This is a genomic window from Variovorax sp. LARHSF232, assembly GCF_052871435.1.
This window is the reverse complement of sequence record NZ_JBIXJS010000011.1, coordinates 145599-161582: the sequence shown is the minus strand read 5'-3', so window position 1 is coordinate 161582 and position 15984 is coordinate 145599. Positions and strand designations below refer to the sequence as shown.

22 protein-coding genes are annotated in these 15984 nt (G+C 64.8%); 16 read left to right on the top strand and 6 right to left on the bottom strand.

The window, feature by feature from the left end:
- Positions 1–341 precede the first annotated feature (341 nt).
- From ACIPRI_RS23230 to ACIPRI_RS23220, 3 genes are read right to left on the bottom strand one after another with little or no spacing between them, the layout of a single operon-like run.
- On the bottom strand, positions 342–818 hold the full coding sequence (locus ACIPRI_RS23230) for a hypothetical protein (protein WP_446623855.1): 477 nt from the start codon (positions 816–818) through the stop codon (positions 342–344).
- Positions 819–848: 30 nt separating this feature from the next.
- Positions 849–1445 (bottom strand): hypothetical protein, encoded by a 597-nt coding sequence (locus ACIPRI_RS23225; protein WP_446623854.1) that lies wholly within the window; start codon positions 1443–1445, stop codon positions 849–851.
- Positions 1435–2577, bottom strand: a complete 1143-nt coding sequence (locus ACIPRI_RS23220) for an ImmA/IrrE family metallo-endopeptidase (RefSeq protein WP_446623853.1) — start codon at positions 2575–2577, stop codon at positions 1435–1437. Before ACIPRI_RS23220 ends, ACIPRI_RS23225 begins: the two co-directional genes overlap by 11 nt.
- Positions 2578–2769: 192 nt before the next feature.
- Here ACIPRI_RS23220 and ACIPRI_RS23215 point away from each other — a divergent pair, with 192 nt between their 5' ends.
- Entirely contained in the window at positions 2770–3564 is a 795-nt protein-coding gene (locus ACIPRI_RS23215) for an NYN domain-containing protein (RefSeq protein ID WP_446623852.1), read from the top strand.
- Between the two features lie 11 nt (positions 3565–3575).
- On the opposite strand, the gene ACIPRI_RS23210 is transcribed toward ACIPRI_RS23215, so the two are convergent.
- On the bottom strand, positions 3576–4484 hold the full coding sequence (locus ACIPRI_RS23210) for a hypothetical protein (protein WP_446623851.1): 909 nt from the start codon (positions 4482–4484) through the stop codon (positions 3576–3578).
- Positions 4485–5617: 1133 nt separating this feature from the next.
- Here ACIPRI_RS23210 and ACIPRI_RS23205 point away from each other — a divergent pair.
- The 9 genes from ACIPRI_RS23205 (at position 5618) to ACIPRI_RS23165 (ending at position 10747) form a co-directional block, all read left to right on the top strand.
- Positions 5618–6190, top strand: a complete 573-nt coding sequence (locus ACIPRI_RS23205) for a recombinase family protein (protein WP_446623850.1) — start codon at positions 5618–5620, stop codon at positions 6188–6190.
- A gap of 503 nt (positions 6191–6693) precedes the next feature.
- The gene (locus tag ACIPRI_RS23200) at positions 6694–7344 is read left to right on the top strand and encodes a hypothetical protein (RefSeq protein ID WP_446623849.1); all 651 of its coding nucleotides are present in this window, start codon (positions 6694–6696) and stop codon (positions 7342–7344) included.
- A gap of 18 nt (positions 7345–7362) precedes the next feature.
- The gene (locus ACIPRI_RS23195; protein ID WP_446623848.1) at positions 7363–7659 is read left to right on the top strand and encodes a hypothetical protein; all 297 of its coding nucleotides are present in this window, start codon (positions 7363–7365) and stop codon (positions 7657–7659) included.
- Entirely contained in the window at positions 7656–8240 is a 585-nt protein-coding gene (locus ACIPRI_RS23190; RefSeq protein WP_446623847.1) for a hypothetical protein, read from the top strand. Before ACIPRI_RS23195 ends, ACIPRI_RS23190 begins: the two co-directional genes overlap by 4 nt.
- Positions 8241–8305: 65 nt before the next feature.
- Positions 8306–8701, top strand: coding sequence for a hypothetical protein (locus ACIPRI_RS23185; RefSeq protein ID WP_446623846.1), 396 nt, complete (start codon positions 8306–8308; stop codon positions 8699–8701).
- Between the two features lie 18 nt (positions 8702–8719).
- Positions 8720–9196 (top strand): hypothetical protein, encoded by a 477-nt coding sequence (locus ACIPRI_RS23180; protein ID WP_446623845.1) that lies wholly within the window; start codon positions 8720–8722, stop codon positions 9194–9196.
- Positions 9197–9259: 63 nt separating this feature from the next.
- Positions 9260–9724, top strand: a complete 465-nt coding sequence (locus ACIPRI_RS23175) for a hypothetical protein (RefSeq protein ID WP_446623844.1) — start codon at positions 9260–9262, stop codon at positions 9722–9724.
- Between the two features lie 11 nt (positions 9725–9735).
- Positions 9736–9969, top strand: a complete 234-nt coding sequence (locus ACIPRI_RS23170; RefSeq protein ID WP_446623843.1) for a hypothetical protein — start codon at positions 9736–9738, stop codon at positions 9967–9969.
- Positions 9970–10453: 484 nt separating this feature from the next.
- Entirely contained in the window at positions 10454–10747 is a 294-nt protein-coding gene (locus ACIPRI_RS23165; RefSeq protein ID WP_446623842.1) for a hypothetical protein, read from the top strand.
- A 158-nt stretch (positions 10748–10905) separates the two neighbouring features.
- Here the strand turns inward: ACIPRI_RS23165 and ACIPRI_RS23160 are convergent, their stop codons facing one another.
- Complete coding sequence (locus ACIPRI_RS23160) at positions 10906–11367, bottom strand: carboxymuconolactone decarboxylase family protein (RefSeq protein ID WP_446623841.1); 462 nt, start codon at positions 11365–11367, stop codon at positions 10906–10908.
- A 130-nt stretch (positions 11368–11497) separates the two neighbouring features.
- Between ACIPRI_RS23160 and ACIPRI_RS23155 the strand changes: the two genes are divergently transcribed.
- The 6 genes from ACIPRI_RS23155 to ACIPRI_RS23130 all read left to right on the top strand — a co-directional run bounded on the left by ACIPRI_RS23155 (position 11498) and on the right by ACIPRI_RS23130 (position 14908).
- Positions 11498–11869, top strand: a complete 372-nt coding sequence (locus ACIPRI_RS23155; RefSeq protein WP_446623840.1) for a sigma factor — start codon at positions 11498–11500, stop codon at positions 11867–11869.
- Positions 11761–12387, top strand: coding sequence for a sigma factor-like helix-turn-helix DNA-binding protein (locus ACIPRI_RS23150; RefSeq protein ID WP_446623839.1), 627 nt, complete (start codon positions 11761–11763; stop codon positions 12385–12387). The genes ACIPRI_RS23155 and ACIPRI_RS23150 overlap by 109 nt, the downstream gene beginning before the upstream one ends.
- Before the next feature lie 65 nt (positions 12388–12452).
- A complete protein-coding gene (locus tag ACIPRI_RS23145) occupies positions 12453–12596 on the top strand; it encodes a stereocilin (protein WP_446623838.1) in 144 nt (47 codons plus the stop codon).
- Positions 12597–12633: 37 nt separating this feature from the next.
- Positions 12634–13737 (top strand): NAD(P)/FAD-dependent oxidoreductase, encoded by a 1104-nt coding sequence (locus ACIPRI_RS23140; RefSeq protein WP_446623837.1) that lies wholly within the window; start codon positions 12634–12636, stop codon positions 13735–13737.
- Between the two features lie 97 nt (positions 13738–13834).
- Positions 13835–14146, top strand: coding sequence for a glycine zipper domain-containing protein (locus ACIPRI_RS23135; protein ID WP_446623836.1), 312 nt, complete (start codon positions 13835–13837; stop codon positions 14144–14146).
- A gap of 57 nt (positions 14147–14203) precedes the next feature.
- A complete protein-coding gene (locus tag ACIPRI_RS23130; protein WP_446623835.1) occupies positions 14204–14908 on the top strand; it encodes a phage holin family protein in 705 nt (234 codons plus the stop codon).
- A gap of 10 nt (positions 14909–14918) precedes the next feature.
- Here the strand turns inward: ACIPRI_RS23130 and ACIPRI_RS23125 are convergent, their stop codons facing one another.
- Positions 14919–15983 (bottom strand): quinone-dependent dihydroorotate dehydrogenase, encoded by a 1065-nt coding sequence (locus ACIPRI_RS23125; protein WP_446623834.1) that lies wholly within the window; start codon positions 15981–15983, stop codon positions 14919–14921.
- Position 15984: the final 1 nt, after the last annotated feature.

Genomic DNA, 15984 nt, shown 5'->3' with positions numbered 1-15984 from the left:
TACCGACGCACCCACACAGCCGCATCGACGAACTGCTGCCGCATCGCTGGCAGCAAAGCTGACCACCCCGTCACGCACGCTGCCGTCCGTTGCGGCCATCGTCAAGATGTGTTCGCCGCGTGCTTACAATGCAGCGGCAGGGCATCGAGAAGGCCAAGCAGGCAAGCAGGCAAGCAGGCAAGCAGGACAACCCCGAGAAGTATTCCGGCAGGCCGCCCAAAGCCGACGCTGCTGTGGTGAACTCGTGGCGAGCAGAGCAAGGCGCGAGCATCGCCGCCAATGCGGCGCACTTCGGTCTCGGAAAGGCCACAGTGGCGCGGTACTGGGCCTCTCGGTAGCGCCTATGTCGCCCTAAGGCGGTGCCGCACACCACGCCCTGCGTGGGAGTGATAGAGCACCACATAGAGACGGCCTTCCCGGATCATTCTCAACACCCCCTCGTCTTGGTCGCAAAGCCCGATCCATTGACCGCCCGCTTCGAACCTGTACGGCAGTTTTTGAGCCTGCGAAGGGTCCGTGACGATGAAGGCAGCAATGTTCTTGTTTCGCCGGAAGGTTGCGTCGAACCAGTTGCGGTAGTGCAGAAAGCCGAGGTTCGTGATCGTCGTCGGGCGGTCGCCTCGATTCACTGCCGTCACAGAGACGTAGGTCTTGTCGCCGGGCACGGCGCCGCCGACGAGCTTCATGCCAGTTGAAGCGGTTATCAAAATCTTTGGCCCGGAATGCAGCCACTTGTAGGCATCCCAGCCCAGGACGAACGTCGAGACAACCGCTGCGTATCCTGCGATCCCGAGTGTCCACAGTTCGTTCGTGGTCATGGTGGAGTGATCTGGAATGTCGATCCCAACCTACGCTGGTGCGCTACCGTCCCGCGGTCGGCTGTTCAGTTTGCACTCCAACGCCATGACGTAGGCACGTTGGAAGTGAGGAGCAAGGTCTTGGCCGAGTGCGTTGTGTTGATCAATCACCACAGCCGTGTCCGAGTCCCCAAGGCGATCGCAGAAGATCAACCATGAAAACAAATGCGGAGTTGTCTGAACATACGAGTGCCCGGCGTCCAAGGCCAATCTGCGAGCTTTTTGATCATCGGTAAGAACCGCCTGTCGAATCCTCATGGCGAAAGCAATCGACGACAGCTCTCCTTTGCCCAAGCGCTTGCGCTTCTCCAGCACCTCCACCGATTGAAGGTCGTCAATCGAGCAAGCATGCGCCTTGAAGGCCCCTCGGCCCTGCTCCGAAACCAAACGCGCCATTAGCGTCTGACCCGCTGCATCAGGTGCGGTTCGACGCTTGACCAAACACTCGTAGCGGACGAACTCCGTGATGCAGAACTCACACCGCGCTTCTTTGGCCGCGTTATAGAGACGCAAAGACGACAGAACATTCCACACGGCGCAAGTGTCGACGACGTTGACCAGCTGGAACTTTGACGGATCAAGTGGCATTGAGACTCCGCCCGTACAGCGAGGCCAGACTGGCGAGTTCGGCTCGGCTACTCAACAACGCCTCCGATAAACGCCCCACACTGATGACCCCTTCCTTTAGGGCGTCGAAGCACAGCCCCACGTAGAAGTCCGACAAGCCGAGCTGAAGCAGGTGAGCCTTGCGTTCGCGCTGAGCAGCGCTTAGGCCCTCCTGCAGTTCGGGGTCGAGCTTCGCATCTCTGGGCACCCTTAGACGCTGAATCTGTTGGCTACGCTCTTCGCTAATGAGATTCGCTGCCCGCAGCGCGATCCCGAGCGCGTGACAACTCACACGCAACTTGTTGGCCCACTCGATTGCAACGGCGTCAGTCCATTGCCTTGGAGACGGCAGCCCCGCCAGGAACGCGGGTGGCATGATGAAGCAGGAAGCAAAGCGGTTCGCCCTCACCTCACGTAAATCTCCACCGGTCGGCCGCTCGTACGTCACGCTCGCAACTTGGTCCGCATCAAAAATCGCATGCGCCATCTCGTGCGCTGCGCTGAAGCGTTGTCGGTAGATGTCCTCGCTGTAGTTCACAAGCGCGCATTTGCCTGCGACGGGATGCTTGATGAACAACCCGGAGATGTTGGAGTTTCCCAAGCGCCGTCGGAAAAGGTGAACGCCGGCCCTACGAATTTCTGCGTACACATCGCGTGGAACCTCCCTGTCGCTATAGCCGTGGGCCACTCGCAGGGCGCGGGCAGCCTCCTCGCCGTGGGCCTTCATAAAGTTGCCTGTTGGAGAGAACACGAACTCAGTACCAGAACGTCCCAGTTCCGAGAGCAAGAACGCCTCCGTCTCGCACAGATACAGAAACTCCTGCACTGCCCGCCTGTCGCTCTTGGTGAAGTCTTGACCATGCGCACGATAAAGCGTCTCGGTCTGTTCGAAGGGGGCGACTCGCTCGTTCGAGATGAAGAATTTGAAATCGCACTGAAAGTAGTCAGCGAGGATCAAGACCTCATCGCCGGTCGGCTCCAGATTCCCGGCCTCGATTGAGGCGAGCCGGGCAGGCTCGATGCCTGTCGCTGCGGCGACTTCAGCGATGGTCTCCTGGAGTTGATCCCGATACTTGCCCAGCTTCGCACCTAGCATTGAGAGATTGATACCCATGGGGCGCGATCATAGGTCGGGAGTGCGTGGGGTGTTGGGATCGATGCGCTGTCCAAGACTGCGGGCCGCAACATCGACAAGCACGGGCCACGCTGTCGAAAGCCTTCAAAACGAGACCCCGGTAGGAGACCTCAGCCTTGCTCGGGCTGCTCGCCGACTATGATCTTCGCCACAAGCACAGGAGAAGATTCGATGGCGCAACCCGACCCGGGTGCTGACTCAAGGGTGGCGGTCCTGGTGGACTGCGACAACACGACGCCGGAAATTTTGGAGTACGCCCTGCGCGTCGTTGCTCAGTTTGGCCGCGTGGTGCTACGTCGTGGCTATGGCAACCACGGCACGCTCGCCAACAAATGGCAAGATGCTCTGGTCCGTCTAGCCTTTACCCCGTGCCTGCAATACCAGTACGTCGCTGGCAAGAACACTTCGGACATCGCGCTCGCGCTTGACGCGATGGAAGCCCTCTTCGACCAACGCGCCGAGACCTTCTGCTTGGTGACGAGTGATTCGGACTTCGCCTATTTGTGCCGCAAGCTACGCGAGCGCAGCGCCACAGTGCACATCGTCGGCGAAGCCAAGACTCCTGACGCGCTGCGAAATGCCAGCGACCAGTTCTTCGAATGGACGCCTTCCGAGCCTTCCATTGGTTCAAGCACCTCGGCCCAAGCCGCAAGAGCCGCCGCACCGGCTAAGACCAAACTTCGACCCAAGTCCGTTGTGAACGCCGTGAAGCTCATGGCTGCAGACAGCCCCGACGGGCGAGTGCACGTTGGCAGCCTTGGCGCATACCTGCGCCGCACCGATCCTGCGTTTTCGCCTCAGACCTCCGGACATTCTGGGTTGGTCAGCATGCTCAAGACCTATGACTTGCTCGGACTTCGCCAAGAGCTGGGCGGACATTGGACGGTGGCGCTCGCGGCGCCGAAGGAAATCTCGGAAACGGGACACAGCATCGACACGCCTCCTGAGGCGCAAGGTCATGCATAACATTCCAGATCTTAGAGCGCTGGCAAGTCTGCGAGGCGGAGAGGAGTCAGCGGAGGTGCACCATTGCTGCGAGCCAACTGCAGAATCAGCTTCTGGACCGCCTGTTCCAGCCATAAGTGCTCCTCTGATTGGAGGGGGCGTGCGGCATCCGGTCGCTTTCGTGCCGTAAGGCTGTCGCCGCGTGTTGATGACAACTCGCCGATCTTGCGTAACACGCTCTCCTCGACGTTAAACGTCCTTGCAGCAGCCGGTCGGGAGTTTCCTCCCAAGGCCTCAACAACCGTGAGAACAAAGTAGGCCATGCTTAGAAGCGGTTCTTTGCCTCGCTTGTATCCGCAGTATCGTTGCCAAAGAGAGCCTACATCCGGCGTGACTCTTAGAGTAGCGTCGGGAGCCGGGGGATGGCGGTTGAACGTTCGAACAATCGTCGCATCCATGAAAGTGGCGCCGAACGCGATGCTTTCTGATTGAAGCTCGACGACGCCGGGCGTCGGGGCGCGATCCACCAACTCTGTCTGCTCGTATTTGAGCCGAACATCGACCGAACCAAAGTCCACTGCAATCATCAGTTGCCACGCCCGCACAAGGGGCTCACACGCGACGAGCACCGCCTCGCTGCTCGGGTAATGTGCCTGCGGCAAGAGGACCACGTGTCGCCCATCGACCCGAACGGTGAACTCTGTCAGGCTGTATTCCACAGGTGCTTCCGGTGGCTGATAGATGACAGTTTCGTCCAATTCCAAGTTGTAGTGGACAGCGACAACGTGCGGATCGTTCATGCATTGATAGTAACGATCGATTCGGCCCGAATTTCGATGGGGGATTTCTGCGGGTGCACGCCGCTCGCCCGCGCCCAGCCGCCCCCATGGCCCCAGTCCGGCGAATGCCTGCGACAGCCACCGGCTGAGGGGCGACGTCACGGCGGGGCCGTGTCCGTCTTCATGGCGCAGCCCGCAAGCAGGTTGCCCTGTCCGAGCTTCTCAGGGCCGGATTTTCCCGCCAGTGTCCCACGGAGGCCTGACGGAACGACCTCAACATTGTGCGGACGAGGAGATCAGTCGCCCGGATAGCCCGTGCCCGTCTCCGCCTTATGGATGGTTGCCGGGCGGGGTGGATGCACGGGAGAAGTCGGAAGTCGATTCGCTTCGTTGAACCATCCACACCTGATGGCTACCTTCACTGTGCCTACCCAGCCCGTAGAGGACTGCCATTCTGTGATGGCCCTCGAGGAGGTCATACGGAACTGAGTACCTAAGCCCCCAAGGCGCCGCAAACACTCCATCTGAGTTGTCGAAAACGAGAGGCGGTACAGGCCATGTTCCGTGTGCGGAGATGTATTCGCCGAGACGGTTCATTCGCTGGCTTGGTGTGCCTCTCATAAAGTAATCCCGGTATTGCACAACGGTCTCGTGTTCTTGTAAGCAACGCAGACCCAAAACGTCGGGCCCGATCTCAGTCAACACGAAACGAAGATTGGAGTAGTCCAGCCAAACGTATTCTTCGATGCACTGGTGGTGCTCAAAGAACCACTGTGTGACTACCTGCTCGGGGAAGTTGGGCAAGACTTGCCGCACCCGGTGCGCATACGCTGATGGCGTCTCTATCGGCTGCTCCTGGTTGTCGAGCTTCGGATGCAGTTCTTCGATCTCTTTTCGGGATAGTGTCATCGGACACCATTTTGGCTTGGCCCAGGGCAAAAAATTGCCGGAGATTTTCCCGGAGCCTCACGCCCCCGTCCGCACTGCTCCCGCCCCCCGTGGCCCCGGTCCGGAGAACACTCGGAAATGGCGGCACGAGCAACATGCCGCAGAAGGGCCGTTGGCAGTGCGCCGCACCCTTGCCTACCCGCCGCACTATGGCCCCGCGTGCGGCGATTGGACACGCGAAAGGGCAGTGCAGCAGGAGAGCAGAGCCTTCGCTGACTGGCTGGTACTTAATCGACCGTATCTGTACCAGCGTGAGCGATACGCGAAGAGTGGTACGAAAGTCCTTGACGCCGAATTGTGTACCAACGATGATTCGTACCACGTCAACGTACCAACACAGAGGAACCATGTCCCGCACCTTCTTGTACTGCCGCGTCAGCACCGCCGAGCAAACCACCGAGAACCAAACCCTTCAGGCCAAGCAGGCGGGGTATGAGGTCAAGCCCGCCCGCGTGGTGGCCGAGACGATCAGCGGCACCGTCCCGGCGATGGACCGGCCGGCCTTTGCCAAGCTGGTGGACAAGCTGGAGGAGGGCGACACGCTCATCGTCACGAAGCTGGACCGCCTCGGGAGAAACGCCAGCGACATTGACCGCACCGTGGAGCATCTGCGGCAGGCAGGCATTCGTCTGATCGTGCTGGACCTGCCCGTGGCCGAGGTCACGTCAGCAGCCGGCGACTTGGTGCGGCGCATGTTCTCGGCCTTTGCTCAGTTCGAGCGGGACCAACTTGTCGAGCGCACGCATGCTGGGCTGGAGCGGGCCAGGGCCGAGGGCAAGCGTCTTGGTAGAAAGCCGGCCCTGTCGGACGCACAGCAGGCGCAAGCGCGGGCGCTGCTGGTCGAGGGCAAGGGGGTGCGGGAAGTGGCCCGCATGCTCGGCGTGTCGCACCCGACGATCCTGCGAATGCAGCCGGCCTAGGCAGCCGCCATCCCACCAGCCCAAGGCGCCCCTCGCGGGCGCTTTGTCGTTCCTGGCCCTACGAGACGCGCACGAGGCACTCCGCACCGTTGCCCTAGTCCGATGCGCAGCGTGTGCTGGGCGCCGTCTGGACACGCGGAATCGGTATGCGTGTCTGCGCTCCTCATCGGATCAGTGCCAAAGGCTCGCCTCGGGGACTGTGGGCCATCCTCCAGCTACGCGGGAGCGCGGGCAGGGCGCCCCTTCCCGTACAGACAGGTAGGCCCGGCAGACAGCCTCGCCTAGCCCGCGTCACCTTGCCGCAACCGCAGTTCGGCTTTTTGTCCTCCTATCCGGACAAACCAAACGTCCGTCTAAGTGCGCCAGCGCGCCGAGCCGCGCCTTTCCATAAGCACGGCCAGCGGCCCAAAGACGGCCCATTCCCTCACTTCCACCCCGCCGGAACCCGCGCCGATGCTGGATTCCTGCTGTTTCCCCGAATACACATCAAGGAGCGATCGAACATGAGAAGCACCAGCGCAACGCGCATCACCGGAACCGAAACGGTGAACCTGGACAGCCTCGCCATCTGGTCCGTGAACCTGACAAAGCGCGGCAAGGTTCGGAGCATCGGCGAGTACCTCGACACCGCCACCGGAGAGATCATCCCGGCCGAGCAATTGACCGTCTCGACCTTGGACATTCGGAACAAGCTTCCCGCTCGGGATGCAGTGTTTGATTCCCTGCGGCCCGAGGTGCGCAAGTTCGCCAGCTTCGTCCTCAAGTTCGCCAACAAGCGCCGGGGCATCACGCCGGGCATCGATGCGCTGTGCAAGTGGTACGCCGACCTGCACGGGAAGCGCATTGACAACGTGCGCCGCTACGTCCGGCCGCTGATCGACGCGGGCGTGCTCGTGCATGGAAGCCTCCTAGGTCCGCTGTTCCAGCGCACTGGCGGATCGGCCCGCGCCCATCTCTCGGAGGCTGCGGAGGCGAGCGGCATCTACATGCGAATGCTGAACAGAGCGAAGCCCGTCCGGACCGAGAAGCACCCCGGCGCGGCGCCTGTGCTTGTGTCGCAGGAAGTAGCCCGACTCGATGCAGAACTTGACGCCGAGCGCGAGGCGTGGAAAGCCATCCGCACGGCACAACTCCCGGTCGCGGCCTTCGCCTGACCGACCAAAGGAACGAACATGAACAATCACATTCTTGAGAAAAGCGCGAGCGCGAGAGCCTTCGTCGCGCAGGCACGCGCCGCCGACAACAGCAACGCACTCGCCGGGTATCGCCGGGGCGTGCTGGACGCGACAGGCGCGCTGCCGTCCTGGCTGGAGCGAGGCAAGGGCGGCAGGCCGCGTGCGGCGCTCGACGTGGCGCGGGCAATCGCGCTATGGAAGCAGGAGGAATCTTGGGCCAGCATCGCAAGGGCGCTCGACTCCAGCAGCACCACGGTACGCCGCGCTGTCCTGCGGGCTATTGGCGTTCTATGAGCAAGGGCGCCGGCCGACGCACGCACGATGCGCAGTGGTCCGCATGGCAACAACAGCCACGGGCGCAGAAACTAACCCGGCGCACCCGACAGATTGCGCAGGCTGACGACCAGTTCGCGCAGGCGCTCAGGCTTCGCACCGAGCCGGCCCGCATTGATGCCCTTGTGGCCGGGCGAGGGCAGTTCACCAGCGCCACAGCCTGCCCGCGCTGCGGCAACGCTGAGCGCCGCGTGTCTGACCGCGCCTGCTGGCATTGCTGGCAACGGCACAGACCGGCCGCGCAGTGGGCAACAGTCCGGGCTGGCACGGGCTACACGGGCGGCAAACGAAGCCGGGACGGACACCTCGCGCATCTCGCATGGCAGCGCGAGCAAGCCGCGCAGGGCGTGCGGACCTACCAGCGCGGGCCGTGGACTGTCCACCAGCACCCGGACCAGCGCGTAGAGCTTTGGAACAGCGTGCGCGCCTCGCACTGCCCCGACCTACAGCGCGAATTCAACAACAACGCTGCCGCATGGTTCGCACTCGCTCAGGCGGATGCGGACTTGACGGCACTGCTACAGGACGACCTTGGATGGTGAACCAACCGACAACCATGCCACCCTTCCCCACGGAGCCCGACAGGGGCGACTGGTGGGAAGCCGCGATGACGCTCTACACCTTGCCGTCATGGTGGACGACCCCGATTCAGCACGCCGACCCGCTTGGCCGAATCGCAGCACGCGCCCGCGACATCATGCGGACGCGGCACACCCGCACCCCGGCCTATCAAGCATTCCTCGCAAGCGAGGAGGCGAAGCGTCGCGCCGCTGCCGCCGCAGAGGACGCCGAACGCGCCCGCCGCAATGCCGCCACGACCGAGAAGGAGCGTGCCGAGGAAGCTGCCTTCTATGCCGATGGCGGCACCGCTCTCGAATGGTCGATACAGCAAGAGGCGAACCAGCAGGCCAAGGCCGACGCCGCGAAGAAGCGCGCTACGTCCCGCATGCGTGCGAAGGCACGAACAACCCCAAGGCGGAAGCGCACCAGCGCGACCGCTTGACCAACCCACAAGGAAACCATGAACGAGAACACATCCCCCTTCAACGGCCAGCACGGTCCTACCGGCTTCTCGGGCCGCAGCGTCACCAGCGCCCGCGCTGAGATGGCCCAAGCAGGCCGCAACGAGTCTGCGCTTGTCAGCACCAGCCCAGCCACGTACAGCCGCAGCGACGCGCCTACGTCCCGCGAATTCCTGGCGCACCAGCACCAGCAGCAGGCTCGCGCAGATGCATCGGTCTGGTACGACCACAGCACCGCCGCGCCGGTCGTATCGGGCAACGTCCATTCGGACCACAACCCCGAGTCGTTCCTGGCGGCACACGGCTTCCGCGCCACCAACGCGCAGGGCGAGGACGTTGCGCTTACGCCGCGTCAGGCACGCGGGCTGATTGGTCGCTACATGGATTCGCTGACCCGTGGCGCGAACGAGAGCGTCAGCTTCCGCGACGACAGCCTGCCCCCGGCGCGAGCGACGGTCTTTCTGCGTCGTCGCTGAGAGCCACACCTACCCACCACGGGGCGCCGAGTGCGCCCCTTTTCACATCCCCAAGGAACATACATGACCACCAACCACATCGCCGCCGTCAAGGCAGAACTCTCCACCGTCACGGCCCTGGCCGACCAACTCCGCGCCATACAGGCCGCAGTCGCCCGCGAGGCCGACCTGAAGCGGAAGCTGACGCAACTTGAAGCGCAACAGGCCGACGCCGACCGTGCTGCCGCTGGGAAAGCCGCTGCCGTCGCACGGTTCCAGAACATCCGCGTTGAGGGCACCGGGAAGGGCAACCCACGCATAGACGACTACACGATCCACTACACCGCGTCACACTGGGATTCGATGCTTGGCGAGCAGGTGCGCCGCCCCGGCAAGCAATCTCTCACGGGTCCGACGCCCGAGCTTTACGCCGCCGTCCTCGCCGACCCTAGCGTGCTGCCCGCTGCGATCCTCGCCTTGGATGCAGACGCGGACGCCGCCGTGCGTCGGTACTGCCGCGATAAGGCCCGTGGCTACGTCAGCGCCTGAGGGGAAAGAGCATGTCGAGAAACACCCAGAACCGCCCCTCCTTCGCCCAGTTGGCCCGCCGCTACCTTGGCACCTTAAACGAGTACCGCGACGCCAAGGCGGCTGTCAGCGTAGCCGAGCACATCGGCCACGATGTCGGCGATCTGGGGTACCACGCGGCGCAAGCGCACGCCCGCCACCAGGATGCGTTCGGCGAACTTGTCCGCCTTGCTGTGCGCCTACACGAAACAGGTGCGCTGGCATGAGCGCTGAGTACACCCTGATGCACAGACAGGGGGCTGCAGCTCGAAGCGGCAACAGCGCTGCGTACACCGCCGCGAGTGCCGCTGTTGAAACTGCGCGAGCCGAGGACTTCCTGCTGCGGGAGGTTGAAGCGCGGACCGAGCAACTACTCGAATCCCGGCAGAAGATCGAGCGCGCCAAACGGGCGCTTGCGGATGCCCGCGCTGCGTTGATCCAAGGTGCTTGGACGGATGGCACGTTGGCCGACGCACATCCGCTCAGCGTTGAGGTAGCTCGACTACTGGAGCGGCCACGGGATTGTGGCGGGCGAGCTACGGACTGAAAAATTGCTCTTGTCCCACACGTGTCCCATGCGGGGGGGCGATGCGGGCTCTGACCGAGTTGGCGCGGGTCGTGTGTCACCTGCATTGCCGGTGCTGGGTCTGTGTTGACGGCCTTCAGTAGGTCTTGCAACACTGGCCGCGCATCAACCAAGAAAGGCACCTCATGCAACGCGGCTTCCCGCCCCTTCCTCCCGGCATGCGAGTCATCGCAGACATGACCGTTGCCCTCATCGATGACTTTGGCTGCTTCGCGGACGGCGAGAAGGGCCGCGCTTTGCACGTCGATGCTGACAGTGCGCTCGCATGGATCGCGTTCGACCACGGGGGGTCAAGTCTGGTTCCTCTCGCCCTGCTTGCCGAGCCCAGCGCTGAGTCCCGGCGTGCAGGCCGCATGTGGCTCAAAAGGGGTATCGAACTTGGGACAAATTTGGGACAATCCATCCCGCCGCAGGGGTAGAGCACAGCATTGAAGCCCCTGCGGCGCAAGCCGTGGGGGCGCTTTCACACTGCTGGGGTCGGAGGTTCGAAACCTCCACCGCCCACCAAGTTTCTCCATCGGAAAAAGCGACCTGGATCTCCAGGTCGCTTTTTTTTCGCCCGCGGCGCGCCTCTACTTCAGTCCCAGCGCGCGCCCGCCACTTGGCGCACCGTCACGTTGAAGCGGTTCCACACGTTGATCGCGCCGATGCATGCAATCAGCGCGGCCAGCGCGCGCTCGTCGAAATGGCGGGCCGCTTCGTCATAGATGTCATCGGGCACCGGGTCGGGCCGGTCGCTCAGGCGCGTCACGGCCTCGGTCAGCGCCAGCGCGGCACGCTCCGCATCGGTGAACCAGGGCGCATCGCGCCACGCGGCCACCGCGAACAGGCGCTCGTCCTTCTCGCCCGCCTTGCGCAGCTCGCGTGCATGCATGTCCACGCAGACGCTGCAGCCGTTGATCTGGCTGGCGCGCAAGTGCACCAGCTTGGTCGTCACATAGGGCAGGCCTTCGATGCTTTCCGTGGCCTTGTTCAGCGCCATCATGGCCTGCATGACGGCAGGCAGGACCAGGGCGGGGTTCTTCATACGTGCTTGCATTGGGATCATTCCTATCAAAGTTGGACGTTGGATGGGCGACGAACACCCGTCGGGGGCCAAGGCCCGCCGTAACATCGGCCAGCCTTCGTCCGTCATAGGCATGACGAAGCAGCAACGGGAAACGTGACACATGGACGCGCAAATTCTTCTGGCCGAGCGATTCCAGGCCCAACGCAACCGCCTGCGTGGCGTGGCCTACCGCATGCTCGGCTCGCTCAGCGAAGCCGAAGACGCGGTGCAGGAAACCTGGCTGCGCCTCGGGCGCACCGAGGCCGGCGAAATCGCCAACCTGGCGGGCTGGCTGACCACGGTGATCGGCCGCGTCTGCCTGGACATGCTGCGCAGCCGCAAGTCACGGCGCGAGGATTCGCTCGATGCGGACGACGACGCCGTGTGCACCCCGAGCCCGTCGCCGAAGGCCCCGGCGGTGGCGATCCGCAGGCCGAAGCCGAACTGGCGGATGCCGTCGGCCTGGCGCTGCTGGTGGTGCTGGAGACGTTGACGCCGGCCGAGCGCGTGGCTTTCGTGCTGCACGACATGTTCGATCTGTCCTTCGAGGAAATCGCGCCGATCGTCGAGCGCTCGCCGCTGGCCACGCGGCAGCTGGCCAGCCGGGCCAGGCGCCGTGTGCAGGGGCGGCCCGCGGCGCCCGAGCCGGTGCTTCGCGAGCAGCGCAGCGTGATCGAGGCCTTTCTCGCCGCTGCGCGCGCCGGTGATCTTCCCGGCTTGCTGGCGGTGCTCGCCCCCGATGTGGTGTTTCGGGCCGACGTCGCCGCAGCGCGCCTGGGGTCCCAGCCGGAGATTCTTGGCGCGGCCGCCGTGGCCAAGGCCTACGCCGGTCGTGCCCAGCAGGCGCGCGCTGCCTTGGTCGACGGCCAGGTCGGCGTGCTGGTGGCGCCGAGCGGCCATCTCTTGCTGGTTCTCAGCGTGCGGGTCGAGGGCGGGCGCATCGTCGCCATCGATGCCATGGCCGATCCGGATCGGCTGCCACGCCTCGAGCTGGCGGCTTTGCCCGATTGAAACTTGGCCGGGCTTTGCCTTGTGGCGCATCGCGGTGCACACTCATGCCCCATCTGGAGTAGCGCATGGCCCTGAAACCAGAACTTCATACACCGCACAAGCCCGGCCCAGCCGATCCTGGCGAGATGCCGGTCGAGCCGGACGAAGGGCCGGTGCCGCCACCCGCCCAGCCGGACGACCCGGCCGAACCCATCGCGCCGCCGCATTGAGCGTCAGGGGGCGGCGCCGCGCCGCTAAGCTTGCGGCATGCAAGCAGAAAGAATCGATTGCGCCGTCGTCGGCGCTGGCGTGGTCGGCCTGGCGGTCGCGCGCGCCCTGGCCATGGCAGGGCGTGAAGTGGTGGTCCTCGAGAGCGAGGGCGGCATCGGCACCGGCACCAGTTCGCGCAACAGCGAGGTCATCCACGCAGGCATCTATTACCCGCAGGGCTCGCTGAAGGCGCGCCTGTGCGTGCAGGGCAACCAGATGCTGTATGCCTACGCCGGCGAGCGCGGGCTGCCTTTTCGCCGCTGTGGCAAGCTGATCGTCGCGACCTCGCCCGAGCAGGTGGGCGAACTGGAAGGCATCGTCGCCAAGGCACGCGCCAATGGCGTCGACGACCTGGTGCTGCTCAGTCGCGACGAGGTGGCGGGCCTGGAGCCGCAGCTTCAATGCGTGGCGGCGGTGCATTCGCCCAGCACCGGCATCATCGACAGCCACGCGCTGATGCTGAGCCTGCAAGGCGACCTGGAGAACGCAGGTGGGATGGTGGCGATGAAGTCGCCGGTCGAGCGCGCCGAATGCGCGAACGGCTCGATCGATCTCATCGCACAGGACGGCACGGTCTTGCGCTGCGCCAGCGTGGTGAATGCCGCCGGGCTGCATGCGCCGGCGCTGGCGCGCTGCTTTGCCGGGCTGCCCGCGCGGGCCGTGCCAGAGGCGTACTTTGCCAAGGGCAGCTACTTCACCCTGAGCGGGCGTGCGCCCTTCAGCCGGCTCGTCTACCCAGTGCCCGAGCCGGGCGGGCTGGGCGTGCATCTCACGCTGGACCTGGGCGGCCAGGCCAAGTTCGGGCCGGACGTCCAATGGGTGGATTCGCCCGAAGACCTGGTGGTCGATCCGGCGCGCGGCCAGGCTTTCTACGGCGAGGTGCGCAAGTACTGGCCGGCCTTGCCCGATGGCGCGCTGGTCCCCGGCTATGCCGGGATCCGGCCCAAGATTTCCGGGCCTGGCGAGCCCGCGCGCGACTTCATGCTGCAGGGCGCGCACGAGCATGGCGTGGCGGGCCTGGTCAATCTTTTCGGCATCGAATCGCCGGGCCTCACCAGCAGCCTGGCGATCGGCGCACACGTGGCTGAAATGCTGGCGTAGCGCCGGGCAGCCTGTAACATGAGGCCATGCGCCATTTGTGGTGTGTGACACCGTCGGCGTGTGGCCGGCGAACTTCAGTCCAGGAGGATAGTCAGTAATGTCAACATCAACCGCCAACCTCGAAGCAGCCGCCAACCAGGTGGTCGAAGACATCGCCAGCGACGTGCGTGGCGTGCTCTCGAGCAAGGAACTGGAATCGGTCCCGCACATCAAGGCCCTGCGTCAGCGCGTCGATGCCAAGCTGGCCATTGCGCGCGAACTGGCCGCCGAGAAGGGCAAGCTCGCGGCCAAGAAGGCGCGCGAGGCGGCCGGCCAAGCCAACGCCTACGCACACGACGAGCCCTGGCAGATTGCCGGCGCGGCACTGGCTGTCGGCGTCCTCGTGGGCCTGCTGCTTGGCCGTCGCTGAGCACATGAAATTCCGGGCCGTGGCGCCCGGCCAAGCGGTGTCGAGCAGGGCCCGCACATGATGGGCCCGCTGACCGAGCGGCTGCTTGCGCTCACGGGCCTGGACGGAAAGCTGCGCAACCTGCGCGTGGCCGTGGGCGAGAGCGCCCTGGCGGCCGAAGACCGCGCCCAGTTGCTGCAGATGGCCTGGGAGGAAGAGAAGCGGCGCCTGCAGCTCGTCACCCTGCTGGTGGTGGCGGTCATGGGCCTGACGACGGTGGCCGTAGCGCTGCTGTCGGTGGCAGTGGTCGTGCATTTCTGGGAAACGCCCCAGCGCGTGGCCGCCGCCTGGATCGTGGCCGGCATCTGGGTGGTGATCTGGCTGGGCTTTCTGGCCTGGCTGCTGAAGGCTCTGCGCACCAAGTCCGAAGGCATCGAACTGGCACGCAACGAGTTCGCACGCGACTGGCACTGGGTGCAGGCGGAAATTGGCGCCAGGCCGCGCGACCCCGCATTGCGCGAGCCGCGCCCGGCCACCCGCGACGAATTGCTGGCGCGGATGGAGCGCCAGCGCGAGCGCATCCTGCGCCTGCAGAATCCCCCGCCGGGCTCCGGCGCGGCAGCCGGTCAGAAGGCACCCTTGAGCGCCATGCTGACCCAGACCGTGCGCGAGCACCCGGTGGCCACCACAGCCGCCGCGCTTGGCATCGTTGCGGTCGTTGGCCCGAAGCGCCTGGTGCGCTGGGCGGCCTGGGTGGCGCCCATTCTTTGGCGCATGCGCTGAGTTTCTTCGCTCAGCCCGGTGCGCGCGCTGCCGCCAGCGCGCGCGCCCCTTCCCGCACCAGCGCCGGTCCCCGGTAGATGAGCCCGGTATAGATCTGAACCACGTCGGCCCCGGCCGCGCGCTTGGCGCGGGCGTCCTCGCCACTGAGCACACCGCCGACACCGATGATGGGAAAGTCCTCGCCCAGGGCCGCGCGCAACTGCGCGATCACGCGGTTGCTGGCGGCCTGCACCGGCCGGCCCGACAGGCCGCCGGCCTCGTCGGCATGGCGCAGGCCGGTCACGGCGTCGCGCGCCAGCGTGGTGTTGGTGGCGATCACGCCGTCCATGCCGTTGCGCTGCAAGGTGGCGGCAATCAGCTGCACCTGCGCTTCGTCGAGGTCGGGCGCGATCTTCACGAAGATGGGCACGCGCTTGCCATGCTGCGCGGCCAGCTCCTCCCGCCGCTGCGCGATCGCCGCGAGCAAGCGGTCCAGCGCCTCGTCGCTTTGCAGGCTGCGCAGGTTGGCGGTGTTGGGGCTGGAGATGTTGACGGTGACGTAATCGGCATGCGGATACACGCCGGCCAGGCCGATCAGGTAGTCGTCCACCGCGTTCTCGATCGGCGTGGCCGCGTTCTTGCCGATATTGAGGCCCAGCAGCATCGGCTTGGCCTGGCCGGCGCCACGGCGAAAGCGCGCGCGCTGCACGTTGCGCAAAAAGGCGTCCAGCCCCTCGTTGTTGAAGCCCAGCCGGTTGATCAGCGCGTCGCGTTCGGGCAGGCGGAAGATGCGCGGCTTGGGATTGCCCGGTTGTGCCTTCGGCGTCACCGTGCCGACCTCGACGAAGCCGAAGCCCATGGCGGCAAAGGCGTCGATGCAGCGTGCGTTCTTGTCCAGTCCGGCGGCCAGGCCCAGCCGGTTGGGGAAGCTGAGGCCGGCCAGGCTCACCGGGTCTTCGACGCGCGTTTGCGCATAGAAGCAGGCCAACGGTGTGTTCTGCGTGCGCGCCAGGGCCTCCAGCGTGATCTCATGGGCCTGCTCGGCATCCAGGCCGAAGAGGAAAGGGCGGGCGAGGCCGTAGGGAACGAGTGACATC